This is a genomic window from Leucobacter luti, from assembly GCF_019464495.1.
GTDB classification, from domain to species: domain Bacteria; phylum Actinomycetota; class Actinomycetes; order Actinomycetales; family Microbacteriaceae; genus Leucobacter; species Leucobacter luti_A.
The window spans coordinates 1,961,519-1,975,131 of the sequence record NZ_CP080492.1 but is presented as its reverse complement, the minus strand read 5'-3'; the positions used below and the strand labels follow the sequence as shown (position 1 = coordinate 1,975,131).

Annotated in this window: 14 protein-coding genes and 1 pseudogene; 12 read left to right on the top strand and 3 right to left on the bottom strand. The window is 67.9% G+C overall.

Annotated features, from left to right (window positions below):
- Positions 1-15: 15 nt before the first annotated feature.
- The 9 genes from K1X41_RS08875 to K1X41_RS15605 all read left to right on the top strand — a co-directional run bounded on the left by K1X41_RS08875 (position 16) and on the right by K1X41_RS15605 (position 7,716).
- Complete coding sequence (locus K1X41_RS08875; protein ID WP_133616315.1) at positions 16-627, top strand: DUF4956 domain-containing protein; 612 nt, start codon at positions 16-18, stop codon at positions 625-627.
- Positions 624-1,571, top strand: coding sequence for a polyphosphate polymerase domain-containing protein (locus K1X41_RS08870; RefSeq protein WP_220174415.1), 948 nt, complete (start codon positions 624-626; stop codon positions 1,569-1,571). Before K1X41_RS08875 ends, K1X41_RS08870 begins: the two co-directional genes overlap by 4 nt.
- A complete protein-coding gene (locus K1X41_RS08865; protein WP_258566406.1) occupies positions 1,568-3,220 on the top strand; it encodes a carbohydrate-binding domain-containing protein in 1,653 nt (550 codons plus the stop codon). Before K1X41_RS08870 ends, K1X41_RS08865 begins: the two co-directional genes overlap by 4 nt.
- A gap of 78 nt (positions 3,221-3,298) precedes the next feature.
- On the top strand, positions 3,299-3,904 hold the full coding sequence (locus tag K1X41_RS08860; protein ID WP_132205659.1) for a helix-turn-helix domain-containing protein: 606 nt from the start codon (positions 3,299-3,301) through the stop codon (positions 3,902-3,904).
- Entirely contained in the window at positions 3,897-4,622 is a 726-nt protein-coding gene (locus tag K1X41_RS08855) for a B3/B4 domain-containing protein (RefSeq protein WP_258566405.1), read from the top strand. The genes K1X41_RS08860 and K1X41_RS08855 overlap by 8 nt, the downstream gene beginning before the upstream one ends.
- Positions 4,623-4,699: 77 nt before the next feature.
- Entirely contained in the window at positions 4,700-5,590 is an 891-nt protein-coding gene (locus K1X41_RS08850) for an EamA family transporter (RefSeq protein WP_220175814.1), read from the top strand.
- 465 nt (positions 5,591-6,055) lie between these two features.
- Positions 6,056-6,577 (top strand): hypothetical protein, encoded by a 522-nt coding sequence (locus K1X41_RS08845; RefSeq protein ID WP_132205661.1) that lies wholly within the window; start codon positions 6,056-6,058, stop codon positions 6,575-6,577.
- A 60-nt stretch (positions 6,578-6,637) separates the two neighbouring features.
- Positions 6,638-7,252 carry a hypothetical protein gene (locus tag K1X41_RS15610; protein WP_258566404.1) on the top strand — a complete coding sequence of 205 codons (615 nt, stop codon included), beginning with the start codon at positions 6,638-6,640 and terminating at the stop codon, positions 7,250-7,252.
- Positions 7,253-7,254: 2 nt separating this feature from the next.
- Positions 7,255-7,716: an FUSC family protein gene (locus K1X41_RS15605; RefSeq protein WP_258566403.1), complete on the top strand. Its 462-nt coding sequence runs from the start codon at positions 7,255-7,257 to the stop codon at positions 7,714-7,716.
- Here the strand turns inward: K1X41_RS15605 and K1X41_RS08835 are convergent.
- The gene (locus K1X41_RS08835) at positions 7,697-8,035 is read right to left on the bottom strand and encodes a winged helix-turn-helix transcriptional regulator (protein ID WP_258566402.1); all 339 of its coding nucleotides are present in this window, start codon (positions 8,033-8,035) and stop codon (positions 7,697-7,699) included. The genes K1X41_RS15605 and K1X41_RS08835 overlap by 20 nt on opposite strands.
- A 66-nt stretch (positions 8,036-8,101) precedes the next feature.
- On the opposite strand from K1X41_RS08835, the gene K1X41_RS08830 reads away from it, so the two are divergent.
- A complete protein-coding gene (locus K1X41_RS08830; RefSeq protein WP_220174413.1) occupies positions 8,102-8,962 on the top strand; it encodes an SDR family oxidoreductase in 861 nt (286 codons plus the stop codon).
- A 132-nt stretch (positions 8,963-9,094) separates the two neighbouring features.
- Positions 9,095-10,629: pseudogene (locus tag K1X41_RS08825) on the top strand (SDR family NAD(P)-dependent oxidoreductase).
- Here the strand turns inward: K1X41_RS08825 and K1X41_RS08820 are convergent.
- Positions 10,601-11,581: a methyltransferase family protein gene (locus K1X41_RS08820; protein WP_220174412.1), complete on the bottom strand. Its 981-nt coding sequence runs from the start codon at positions 11,579-11,581 to the stop codon at positions 10,601-10,603. The pseudogene K1X41_RS08825 and the gene K1X41_RS08820 sit on opposite strands and share 29 nt — an antisense overlap.
- A gap of 56 nt (positions 11,582-11,637) precedes the next feature.
- On the opposite strand from K1X41_RS08820, the gene K1X41_RS08815 reads away from it, so the two are divergent.
- Complete coding sequence (locus tag K1X41_RS08815) at positions 11,638-12,168, top strand: GNAT family N-acetyltransferase (protein ID WP_220174411.1); 531 nt, start codon at positions 11,638-11,640, stop codon at positions 12,166-12,168.
- Positions 12,169-12,274: 106 nt separating this feature from the next.
- Here the strand turns inward: K1X41_RS08815 and K1X41_RS08810 are convergent, their stop codons facing one another.
- Entirely contained in the window at positions 12,275-13,459 is a 1,185-nt protein-coding gene (locus K1X41_RS08810) for a glycerate kinase (RefSeq protein WP_220174410.1), read from the bottom strand.
- Between the last annotated feature and the right edge of the window lie 154 nt (positions 13,460-13,613).

Genomic DNA, 13,613 nt, shown 5'->3' with positions numbered 1-13,613 from the left:
CTCTAGGAGACCTCAGTGAACACCCCCGATTTCATCCTCATCGCTGTCGACCTCGTCGCGGCCCTGATCCTCGCCTGTGGCCTCTACTATCCGCGGCACCGCAGGCGCGACCTCGTTGTCGCGTTCCTTGGTGTGAACGTTGGAGTGCTCGCCGTCACGAGCGTGCTGGGATCGGCAGAGATCGCAGCGGGCCTCGGCCTGGGACTCTTCGGCGTGCTGTCTATCATCCGGCTCCGCTCCTCCGAGATCTCGCAGCGCGAGGTGGCGTACTACTTCGCGGCGCTCGCGATGGGGCTGATCGGCGGGCTGTCCCAGAGCAACGTGATCATCCCAACCGGCCTCATCGCCCTCATCGTGGTGGTGCTGTGGGCGGTGGATCACCCGGCCGTGCTCGCGAACAGCCGGCACCAAGTGGTGCGTCTCGACCGGGCAATTGCCGACGAGCGGGAGCTGCGCGAAGAATTGGAGGCGCGGCTGGGGGCCACGGTCACCGCGATTACCGTGCAGCAGCTGGACCTCGTGAACGACTCGACGCTGGTGGATGTGCGCTTCCGCCTGGACACTGCGGCGAAGCGTGAGAAGCGGCGCGATCCGGCACTAGTCGCGACGGCTGGAGTCGAGCGATGACCTCCGTGCACCCTGGGGCTGCACCCGCCGCATTCACCACAGCTGTGGCATCTGCTGCACCCGTGGCAGAGGAACTCGCCCCACTCGACTGCCTGGCCCGGCTCGCGCCGATCTCGCTCGATGAACTTGTGTCCGAGGCCGAACTGCTGACTCGAGTCGATCGGAAATACCTGATCCCCGTTGCAACCGCCACTGCGCTGCTCGAGCGTATTGACTCGCGCGCTCGCGTCCTCGAGATCGACGGCCGGCGCGACTTCTCCTACGACTCGGTGTACTTCGATACCCCGGATCACCTGAGCTTCAGGCTCACCGCCCAGCGCCGCAGGCGCAGGTTTAAGCTCCGCACCCGCAGCTACCTCGACACTGGATCGACGTTCCTGGAACTCAAAACCAAGAGTGGCCGGGGCACCACGGTGAAGGAGCGAGTCGCATACGCGCCGACGGACCGCGCGACGCTCACGGCTGCGGGCCGGAGGTACGTCGCCGCGCAGTTCACACACCACGGCCACGATGCCGCGCTCGTTGCTACCCTGCGGCCGACGCTGGTGAGCCAATACCAGCGCACCACGCTGCTCATGCCGGAGGGGAGCCGCGCCACGATTGATACGCGGCTGCGCTGGAGCGACGGCACGGATCTTGGCGGTGCGGTTGCGTGCGGGATCGGGCTGCCTGATCACGTGATCCTCGAGTCGAAGTCCGCCGGCCGCGCGAGCGAGCTGGATCGCGCACTCTGGCGTGCTGGCTACCGCCCCAGCGGGATCAGCAAGTTTGGCACCGGCACCGCTGCCCTGCACCCCGAATTGCCCAGCAATAAGTGGGCGCGCACGCTTGCCGGTCCGTTCGCGACGGCCACCCCGCTCAGCATGTCGCGGCTCCCCGCGCCAACTCACCCCGTGTCCTCCACCCAGCAGTTCCACCTCCCAGCGCAAAGGATCGCATCATGAAACGACCAGTCTTCCCCTTCATTGCCCTCGCCCTGAGCGCGGCGCTCCTTACCGGCTGCACGGCAGTGTCGGGGGCCGGATCGGGCGCCGCGCCGTCGGCGAGCTCCGAGTCCGCCTCGTCTGGGGAATCCACCGCGGCAACACCGGCCGTCAGCACCACGTTTACCGGCGACCTCAGCCCCACTGAGGTGCTCGCGGGGAACGCGGATTACACGACGGTGAACGACGACGAGTGGGCGGCGAGCGACGCGGTTGAGGTTGTGCTGAGCGGGTCGAGCGCAAAGACCAGCTCGGACGCGGTTGCGGCGGCAGACGGCACCATCACCATTTCTGCTGCTGGCGTCTACCGGCTCAGCGGCACGCTCGACGGGCAGGTGGTGGTCGCGGCCCCGGAGGACGCGCTCGTCGTGCTGATCCTCGACGGTGTCACCATCACGAACTCCGCTGGCGCGGCGATCGACGTGCAGACCGCCGACGACGTGGCGATCTCGCTCGCCAAGGGCAGCACAAACGCGGTGTCAGATGCGGCCTCATACGCGGACGACGCTGAGGCAAACGCCGCCATCTACGCCGCGGCCGACCTCACGATCTCGGGAGACGGCAAGCTGCAGGTGACGGCGAACGGCAACGACGGGATCACGAGCAAGGATGATCTGGTGATCCTCTCCGGCACGGTCACGGTGACCGCGGTTGATGACGCGCTGCGCGGCACAGACGCGCTCGTGGTGGAGGGCGGCACTCTGGCGCTCACGGCTACCGGAGGCGACGGGCTGAAGAGTGACCAGGAGGGCGACGAGACGAAGGGATACATTCTCGTGAGCGGCGGGACGATCGACATCACCGCTGGCGATGACGGTGTGCAGGCGCAGACTGACACGGTGATCACCGGCGGCACGCTCACTGTCGCTGCTACCGACGACGGCGTGAAGGGTGAGGTCGTGCTCTCGATCGGCGGCGGCGACATCACCGTGACCGAGTCGAACGAGGCAGTGGAGGCAGGCAATATCGGCGTCTTCGCCGGCACAGTTTCCCTGGTCTCCTCCGACGATGGGATCAACGCATCGGGCAACAGCGCGACCACGGATTCCCAGCAGTCCGGCCCAGGTGGCATGGGTGGCGGTGGGATGGAGGACTCGGGCGAGCGGCTGGAAATCTCAGGCGGCACCATCACCGTCGATGCAGAGGGCGACGGCATCGACTCGAACGGCTCCCTGCGCGTCACCGGCGGCGACATCACCGTCTATGGACCGACACGCAGCGGCAACGGTGCGCTCGACTCGAACGGGGGGATCACCGTGACCGGCGGCACAATCATCGCGTTCAGTGCTGGCGGGATGGAGGAGACACCCGGCACCGAATCGACACTCGGCTGGGCGATGGTGAGCGCGCAGATCGCAGCGGGGCAGGAGATCGAGTTGGCCGATGCCTCCGGTGCGGCAGTGGTGTCCGCAACCGCGCAGAAGGCGGCGAGCTCAGTGGTGATCGCGGCGGCAGGGATCACAGTGGGCGAGAGCTACACGCTGGTGTCGGGCGGCGCCGGCGGCAACGAGCTCGGCACGGCGACCGCCGGCGAGGCGGCGGCCGGGATGGGCGGAGGTATGGGCGGCCCCGGCGGCGGGCAGCCAGGCGGATTTCCCCAGGCCGGCTAGCGATGAGTGTGTTTGACGCTCCGCAGTGCGGCAACCCTGCCCTAGACAATGCGCATAACGTGCACTATCGTGCACTGTGTGGACACGGAAACCGAACAGCTGGCGCGCGTCATCGGCGCGCGGGTGCGACAGGAACGCAAGGGTCGCGACCTCACCCTCGATGAGCTCGCGGCGGCCGCTGGAGTGAGCCGCCGCATGCTGGTGAGCGTGGAGCAGGGGGCGGTGAACCCGAGCGTTGGCACGCTACTGCGGCTCTCGGATGCACTCGGCGTCGGGCTGCCAGCACTCGTCGAGCCACCAGCGCAGCGCGCGGCGAAGCTCGTGCGCGCCGGGACGGGCGCAGCGCTCTGGAGCGGTGATCTTGGCGGCCGCGGGGTGCTCGTTGCCGCGACCGCGGCACCGGACGTGGTCGAGCTGTGGGACTGGACGCTCGCACCGCATGAGCGCCACGAGAGTGAGGCTCACAGTGATGGCACGCGTGAACTCTTGCAGGTGCAGGAGGGAGCGATAGTGGTCGAAGTGGACGGCGCGACACACGAACTGCAGCGCGGCGACGCCCTGAGTTTCTCTGGCGATACCGCGCACGCCTACGCCAATCCGAACCCGGCAGGTGCGCGGTTCTCGCTCACCGTGTTTGAACCGGGTGTTGGCACCCGGCGTCAGGCGGAGGGGCCTCGTGGCTGAGCCGGTGGACGCCGCGGCCTTCCTCGATGCCTGCCGCGTGGATCCCGCAGTCCAGGAGCTCCGGGGAGACTACCGCGCCGTGCTCATCGTGGTCGAGGGCATCGTTCCGGAGCGCGCGCCTGCGGATCCCGGCGCGATCGACGCACTCGTGGCCGCAGCCGAGGCGCACGCGCGCGCACTCCTCGCGCAGCTGCCGGTGACCGAGCTGCCGCACATTGCTGCCTGGCGGGAGGCGTACCAGGCGTTTGGTGCGAAACCACAGCGCACCCGCAACAGCCTGGAAGCGCTGACGCGCCGCGCTGAAAGCGGCCTGCCCAGGGTGAACCCGCTCACCGATATCTACAACGCCATCTCGGTGCTGCACCAGATTCCACTCGGAGGGGAGGATCTGCTGGCTTACCAGGGGCCAGCCCAGTTGGTGCGTGCTGCTGGCGACGAGCCGTTCGACGCGATCGCCAATGGCGAAGCAACTGTCGAGTACCCGGAGCCGGGCGAGGTGATCTGGCGCGACAACGCCGGGGTGACCTGCCGGCGCTGGAACTGGCGGCAGGGGAGGCGCACCGCGCTCACCGAACAGACCACATCCGCGCTGTTCATCTGCGACAGTCTCGCGCCCATGAGCGCTGCCGCGCTCGCCGCAGCGGCGGACGCGCTCACGGCCGCGCTGCGCGGTCTCGGCCCCGATGTTCGGGCAACGCGTCGCGTGGTGACCGCGTGAGCGCCGAACCGGTGCTGCGCACGGACACCCGGATTCGAGGCACAGGGATCCCGCCGTGGTCCCTCGCGATCGCGGCGATGCTGCTGATCCAGCTCTCGAACGCGCTCTCGGTTACCGCGATTGCCGAGGTGGGGCCTGCTGGCACGGCCTGGCTCCGGATGACCATCGGCGGCGCGATCCTGTGGCTGATCGCGCGGCCGCGCGTGCGCTCGATCCGGCGCAGCGATATTCCACCGCTTCTGGGGCTCGGCCTCGTGACCGGATTCATGACCACGTTCTTTCTCGCGGCGGTGGAGCGCATTCCGCTCGGCACCGCGGTGGCGATCGAGTTCCTCGGGCCACTGCTGGTGGCGGGGATCGCGAGCAAGAAGCGCGGCTCACTGATCTGGCCGCTGCTTGCCTTCGTGGGCGTAGTGCTGCTCACCGAACCGTGGCACGGGGAGATTGACCTGATCGGCGTCGGCTTCGCGCTGGCAGCCGGCGTCTGCTGGGGACTCTACAACGTGCTCACCCAGCGCGTGGGTGATCGGTTTTCCGGGATCAGCGGCCTCGCGCTCACGATCCCGATCGCTGCCGTGTTTACCGCGGCCGTTGGCATCCCGCAGGTGGTGACGGGCAATCCCGCGTGGTGGGTGCTGCTGCTTGTCGCTGGGATCGCGGTGATTACCCCGGTGATCTCGTTCGGGCTCGAAATGCTCGCGCTGCGCCGAATGACGCACACCGCCTTCGGGACGCTACTGGCGATCGAACCGGCGTTCGGGATCCTGATCGGGCTCCTGGTGCTCAGCCAATCGCCGACGCTGATGCAACTCGTGGGGATCGCCATCGTGATTTTTGCCGGTGCCGCAGCTCAGCGTGGCAGTGCGCGGGCCCCCGCCCACCTCGGCGAACTTGAGCGCCGCCGCGTGGATGAGCGCGCGCGGCTGGGCGAGGTCACTCGGAACCTGAATCTCGATCGCGAGCACTGAGTCTGCGGGTCTGAACACTGCAGCATTTTGGCTGACGCACGGTTCGGGTCAGAGTTCCCGTCGGTGCTCTGCTCGGGCTTCTACCGTTGCATGTGTCAGCGTGCAGATCAGATAGGAGCCGCAGAGTGAGCCAGCATCCAGAGGTATATGCCCTAGCGCTCGGGCTCCAGCGTTCGGAACCGTGCCAGGGGGACGGGGCGGACCCACTCTCCCTCCTCGGCCCGACTGATCCAACCGGCCCGACTGATCCGACCGGCCCGAGTGATCCAGCAGACCCCAGCGCCACCGGCTGTCCGCACCAGTTTGAATGAGGCGCTGCAGCGCTGCAGCGCACGGTGGCGGGGGAGGGCCGGTGAGGCTCGTGAGCGTGCCGTGGCGACGAATCCGTACTGGGCATAGCCCAGGGTGCGAGATACTGGGAGATGGCCCTTTCGGGCCAGCACGTATTCTCGGAGGGCACACATCATGGAGCAGTCAGCGGCACACGAATCCATCCTGAACCGCTACGGTTCGCTGGAGGAAGCCCTGGTGCACCGGCGTGCTCCTGTGGCCAACCGCGTGTTCCTGCGCAGCCTGCTGAACCGGGTGCCGATCGAGCGGCTGGTGCGCTCAGACGCCGGAATCACCGTCGTGCGTTCCGATGACGCGCCCGACCTCCAGGTGCACAAGGGATACACGGTCGGATTTCTGACCGAGGATGAGATCATCGCCGTGGTCGGAAATGCGCCCCGCTGGCAGAGCGTGCGGCACTCCGGTGCATGGGCCGTCGATCACCCCGTGCACGGGAAGGGCGCGGCGATTGAGGCCGAGGAGCTCGCGGCAGAGCGCGGCCCGGTGAAGGCAGCGCGATCCGGGGCTCGCAAAACCGCCAAGCCAAAAGCGGAGCCCAAGGCGAAACCGAACGCGCAGCCTGAGCGCGTGCAGCCCGTGTGCCCCAACTGCTTCATGCTGATGGCACTCTCGGGTGTGTGCGGCAACTGCGCCTGATCCGGCAGTCGAGCCAGAACCGGGATCTGCGTCTGATCCGGCGGGACAGAGGGGGAGCTGATGGCAGCCGCTGAGTCGGCTCTGAGTTCTTCTGGCAGCCCGCGCGGCTGGCGGCGGCTCGGCTTCCTCGATCTTGAGGTGGGGATCAGAGCCGGGATTGCAATCGGCCTGCCGCTGCTGCTGCTCTTCGTGGCTGGGCGGCTCGATCTCGCGCCCTACGCAGCGTTCGGCGCTATGACGGCGCTCTACGGTCGGAATGAACCGTACCGCCTGCGGTTGCGCTCCCTGCTGCTCGCAGCGTTCACGCTACTGGTGAGCCTCGGGACCGGTGCCCTGCTTGCGCTGCTTGGCGCCGAACTGTGGTTGATCGTTGCCGCCCTCGTCGGCGTGCTCGTGCTGAGCATGCTGGTGGCGCAGGTGGGGCAGCTGTTCCCACCAACGCCGGTGTTCCAAACGTTCGCGTTTCTCGTCTGTGTGCAGGTGCCGGTGCCGGCCGGCGGGCTCGGGCTGCGGCTCGGGATCGCTGCTGCCGCTGCGTGCTTCGCGATTCTGATCTGTCTGTCCGGCTGGCTCCTTCGCTCCGCGCTTGAGCGGGAGGGCCGCCCCTCCTGCGGCCGTTGTTGCGCACGCCGGAGCTGCGGCCGGAGCGTCTGCGCGCCGGTGAGGTGTGGGTGAGCGTGGCGCAGACCGTCGTGGCCGCGCTCGCCGCCGGTGCGCTGGCGCTGGGCCTTGGCCAGGGCCACGCGTACTGGGCGGTGGTCAGCGCCGTCGCGGTGATTCCGCCGCCGGGTGCGCCGCACTCGGTATCGCGCGCGCTGCACCGGGTGGTCGGCACGCTCGGCGGGGTCGTCATTGCCGCGGCCGTGCTGCTGCCGGATCCACCGCCCCTGCTCCTGATCGGGGTCATTGCGCTGTGTCAGCTCCTCGCGGAGGTGCTGATCGGCCGCAGCTACGGGATCGCGCTGCTGTTCGTGACCCCGCTCGCGCTCGCCGTGGTGCAGCTTGTGACCCCGCAGCCGGTGACAGGCATGCTTGTGGATCGCGTGCTGGCGACTGCGCTCGGTGCTGCCGTGAGCGTGGTGCTGGTGCTGGCCGTGCGGTGGGTGGCGCGGCGGAGAGCTAGGCCGCTTCCGAGGTGAATGCGGCGACGGGGGCCGTGACGCCCCACTCGTTCATCGCGTCGAGCACCGGACGCAGTTGGAGGCCCAGTGGCGTCAGCTCATAGACCACGCGCGGTGGGATCTCCGCATAGGCCGTGCGCGTCACGATCCCACGCGACTCGAACAATCGCAGTCGGTTCGTCAACGTGTGGGCACTGATCCCATCGAGCTCAGTGCGGAGTTCACCAAAGCGCTGGGAGCCGTGCATGAGTTCGCGAATGATGAGCGTTGCCCACGGGCCGTCAAACAGCATCAGGAAGCGGGCGACACCGCACTCGGGGAGCTCTGCATCGTTCATGTGAGTCATCCTACGCGCCATTGGTGCAGTTGACGTAACCGGTGCATCGTATGCACTAATAGAGACATGACGATTCTCGTACACGGCGCCACTGGCGCTCAAGGCTCACCCGTTCTCTCCGCGCTGCAGGCCGCAGGCGTCCCCGCGGTCGCCGCGGTCCGCAACACCCAGTCGGTCCCTGATGGCGTCGCCAGCGTCTCAATTGACCTCGCCGACCCGGAGGCGCTCACCGCAGCATACGCCGACGCAACTGGCGTCTTCGTGCACCTCCCGATGGGGCCGCCCGAGCAGACACGGGCGCAGGCCGAGGCCATCGCGCAGGCCATCACGGACGCACGCCCAGCCCGCGTGGTGATCTCGACCAGCGGGGTCATCGTCGATGAGCCTGGCTCGCCGCTGCAGGCCCCGGCGGACCACCCGCTCGTCACGCTGATCGACGCCGTGGCAGCTTCCGGCGTCTCCTACGCCGTTGTTGCGCCCCGGCTCTACCTCGAGAATCTGCTCCTCCCGGTCGTGCACGGACCGGCCCGTGAGACAGGGATCCTGCGCTACCCGTTGCCTGCCGCGTACCCGGTGTCGTGGAGTTCCCACCGTGATGTCGCCGAGGTTGTGGTGCGACTTCTCACCGACCCGGCCGTGACCGGGACCGTGGCAGTGGGCCACCTGCCCGGTCTGGAAGGCGCCGATCTTGCCGCAGCATTCGCGGCGCAGCTCGGCCGTGAGGTGCGCTTCGAGGGCATCACGCCGGAGCAGTTTGGGGAGCTCATTACGCCCATCTTTGGGCCGGCCGCCGCTCCCGTCGTCGCCCTCTACGAGGCGCTCAATGCGCAGGATCGCAACACGATTTCGGCCGAATCGAGTGCGCAGCAGCGACTCGGACTCACCCCGCGGTCCGTCACCCAGTGGCTGCGTGAAGTCGGGCAATAGCGAGTCCGCATCGTGTCTGCACCCCCAAGCCGATGTGCGACTTGAGGCTGCAGACACGAGCCCCGGGCACGGAACAAGCGGATCTTGCACACCCGGAGCTTTCTCCGCTGACACTGGCGTAAAATTGGCCCAATGACCGAAACACCGAGCGGCTCGGCGCCCGCCCCAAGCGACATCGATCCCGCTGAGCTGGAGATCGCACTGCGCGTGCTGGCAGCCGCACAGAACCTTGATCCGGAGCACTCCGACCACACCGCACTGCGGCGGGCGACGTCCTCCATGTTCAAAGCGCAGAAGCGTGAGCGTCGCCGCACGAAGCGCGAGACCATCGCAGCCGCCGACCGCGCGCGGTGATCGCAGCGACCGCTACAGGCGCCGCCGATCGCATCGACGATGAGACTCGTGGCCTTCCGCTCTCCACCAGTGCGGAGACGCCGATCGCCGGTGAGTTGCTCGTGCCGCGCAATTGCTACATCTGCAAGCAGCCATACACCGTCGTCGACGCGTTTTACCACCAGCTCTGCCCCTCGTGCGCGGCGTTTAGTCATGGGAAACGCAACGCGCGCGCCGACCTCACGGGCAAGCGGGCGCTCCTGACCGGCGGCCGTGCGAAGATCGGGATGCACATCGCACTGCGATTGCTTCGCGACGGGGCACACACCACGATCACGACGCGGTTCCCGCGTGATGCTGCCCGGCGCTTTGCGTCGCTCCCCGACTCGGACGACTGGATTGACCGGCTTCGCATCGTCGGCATCGACCTGCGCGACCCTTCGCAGGTGATTGCGCTGGCCGATTCGGTGGCGGCCCGCGGTCCGCTCGATATCCTGATCAACAATGCTGCGCAGACGGTGCGCCGTTCGCCCGGCTCGTACTCGCTGCTGGCCGACGCGGAGTCGCAGCCGCTCCCGGCAGGACGGCTCCCCGAGACAGAGACACTCGGACACCCGGCGGAGCTGCACCCGCGCGCACTGCAGTCATCGGTTGACGCCTCGGGCACCGTCTCGCTCGACGCGCTCTCCACGTCAGCGCTCTCCGGCACGGTTGCGGCCGGATTGGCACAGCACCTCACGGCGACGGATCTCACGGCGCGTGCGATGGCGCCGGGATCGTCCTCGCTTGAAAAGCACGCCGACGGTACGGCGATCGACGCGGGCGGGCTGGTCCCGGATGTAAGCCACGTCAACAGCTGGGTGCAGCACGTGCAGGAGGTGGACCCGCTCGAAATGCTCGAGGTGCAGTTGTGCAACGCCACCGCACCGTTCATCCTGATCAGCCGCCTGCGCGCCGCCATGGCTGCGTCGCCTGCCCGCCGCACCTATGTCGTAAACGTGTCAGCGATGGAGGGGCAGTTTTCCCGCCGCTACAAGGGTCCTGGCCACCCGCACACGAACATGGCGAAGGCTGCGCTCAACATGCTCACGCGCACCAGCGCCGGTGAGATGTTTGAAACCGACGGGATCCTCATGACCGCGGTGGACACCGGCTGGATCACCGACGAGCGCCCACACTTCACGAAGGTGCGTCTCGCGGAGGAGGGCTTCCACGCGCCACTCGATCTCGTCGATGGCGCTGCCCGTGTCTACGACCCCATCGTGCGCGGTGAGGTCGACGAAGAGGACGTCTACGGGTGCTTCCTCAAGGATTACGAGCCGCACGCGTGGTAGCTGGCCCGGACGGGATCCTGCGCCACGTCGGGATCCAGCACCGCACCGCACGGCGGTAGCGCTCGAAGGCTTCGTCAAAACGTACGCTGAGATTCGCTTCCTCGTGGGGGCGGATGAGCCAGTCCCAGATGAGTGCGCCGGCGAGCGCGTAGAGCACGATGAGCCAGGAACCGGCCATGAGCCCCACGGCAATGCCCTGGGTGATGCTGCCCAGTGCCATCGGATTGCGCACGAAACGGAATGGGCCCGCGATCACGAGCTCAGTCGTCATTGCGGCGGGGAGCGGTGTGCCGCGGCCGCGGGTTGCCATCGTGACGGCGGACCAGATTCCGAGCACACTGCCCGCGAGAAACAGCACGATTCCGATCAGCCGCAGAGCTGGGGGGAATGTGATGGCGAGGTCCCACCGGCGTTCGAGCAGCACGATCGCCGCGGGGAAGACACCGAGAAACAGGACCCAGAATACGCTGGTCTGGGCCGCGGTGAGCCAGAGCAGAGAAGCACGCTTCGTTACGCGTGCAGTTCGGAATGCAAATGGGCCGGAGATCAGCCACTCGCTCGGCACACGGCCGACCCAGAGGATGAGTGCTGCGCCGGTGCTGCCGACGGCCGCGGCCAGCATCACGAGCGCGCCCCAGCCGGCGAGGCCGGTGACGGTGGCGTAGATCACCATCCCGACCGTGACGAGCACGGACCAGCATGCAACACCGGCGCTGGCGCTGCGAATCCCCGCAGCTGCAAGAGCTGACGCACACACGAACAGCGGCAGATCGAGCCAGAAGACGAGCACGGGATCGAGCCCGCCGAGCGTTGCCAGACGCACCCCGTCGAGGGTGAATACTCCGATCCACCACAGCGCCCCCGCCGCGGCCTGCACCGCAAAGTACCCTCGTGCGACGCGGCGGTCACGCAGGAACCACGGACCAGCTGCCCGGGGCGACGCGTTTTCCATGTCTCTCAGACTATGGCCCGCGTGGTGGGGACACCTCCTCGCGTTAGCCTGATCTCATGCCAGTACTCACGACTGCCCACCTGTCGCTTCGGGAGATGACGCGCGATGATATGCCGGCGCTGCGCGCGATCCTGCAGGATCCCGAGACGATGGTGGCATATGAGGGGGCGCTCGCTGACTCGGAGGTCGGGGCGTGGCTCACCAAAAACCTCACGCGATACGCCACCGATGGATTCGGGCTCTGGGCGGTGGAATTGCGCAGCAGCGGCGAGGTCATCGGGCAGTGCGGCATCACCTGGCAGGAGATCGCGGGCGAGCGGGTGCTCGAAGTGGGGTACCTCTTCAACCGGGCGCACTGGCACCTCGGGTACGCGACGGAAGCCGCTGCAGCGTGCCTTGACTACGCGTTCGAAACGCTTCTTGCCCATCGCGTCTACGCGCAGGTCCGCGACACGAACACTGCGTCCGCCAGAGTGGCCGAACGGCTGGGGATGACTGCGCGCACGCGCTTCGTGAAGCACTACCGCGGAGTGGAGATGCCCCACATTGCCTTCGCGATCGATCGTCCAGGGCCCGAGGCAGGCTGATCGCTCGCTGCATCCCGGCTGCGGCGTGGGTCAGGGTTCCGGGAACCTCGCTCAGAGGGTCCGCTTTGAGCGGTGACCGCGGCACCCCACGTCAGCGCGGTGTCGCTCAGCCACGCGCGATGAACACTCCACACACTCGTGCGGCTGCCTCGCTGAGCAGCTCAACGCAATTCGATTGAAGCTCGGAGAGCGTTGCGGGGCCGGGCGCGATCGAGAAGGCCGCGGTGACGCCCTTTGCCCGGAGCTCGGCCCCAGAAAGCGCGACTGATCCGGCGATCACCACGACGGGGGTGCCGGGAGGGGCATCCGAGATGACCCGCGAGACTACTTTCCCGTCGAAGGACTGGCGGTCGAAGCGGCCTTCCCCCGTAATGATGAGCGTCGCGTCTGCGAGGGCCGCTGGCAGCCCGACAGCGGTGCTCACCAGCTCGGCACCGGGAACGAGCGTTGCCCCCATGAGCGCGACCGGACCGAGCGCAAGGCCGCCAGCTGCTCCGAGCCCGGGCTGTGCGCGCAACTCGTCCGGACGGAGTGGGCTGTGCGGCGCCAGAGCATCCGTGAGTCGAACGATCCCCGCATCGATGTGGACCACCTCGTCCTCGGTTGCCCCCTTTTGCGGGCCGAAGACGGCAGCGGCACCGCGCGGCCCCGTCAGTGGATTCTCAACATCACAGGCAATGCGCCAGGATGCCGCACGCGCACGCTGGTCGAGACCGGTGAGATCGATCGTCGTCAGCTCAGTGAGGCCGCGCGCGCCGGGGGCAATATCGGCCCCAGCCGCATTGAGGAGACGTGCACCCAGCGCGCGAAGCAGGCCGGCGCCCCCGTCACTGGTCGCAGAGCCGCCCAGGCACAGCAGCAATTCATCGGCCCCGGCGTCGAGTGCGGCCAAGACGAGTGTGCCGACACCGAAGGAGTCTGCGTCGAGTGCCTGCTGCGGAACATCTGACACCGCGAGGAGCCCGTTGGCGTCCGCTGTCTCGATGATCGCGAGCGCACCTGCCCGCACACTCGCCGCAGCAGGCGGAGGCGCGTGGAGTCCAAGCCGACCGATAGCGGCACGCCCGAGCGCATCGGTGGTGGGGATTGAGACGATACGCCCGTCCCAGGCGGCAATCAGTGCGTCGAGTGTGCCCTCGCCACCGTCGGCCAGAGGCACTTCTCGCACGGTGGCGGTCGGCCCGAGCACTGCCCGCACCCCGCGCGCCAGGGCGGCCGCGGCTTCACCCGCGGTGCAGCTTCCCTTCAGAGAATCTGGGGCGACGACGACGATTGGGGCTGCGATGCTCACCCCGCAATCCTATGCATCAGGCAAACTCAGGAGCGGGCGCCTCCTCAGACCTGCGCCGGGGCAGGCCGGCATGCGCAGCGCTGCTAGAGTCGACGCGGGCGATTGCGCCCGTGGGGTGTACTGATCGTGCGATGGGGATCGCGCGGTCTCGGTT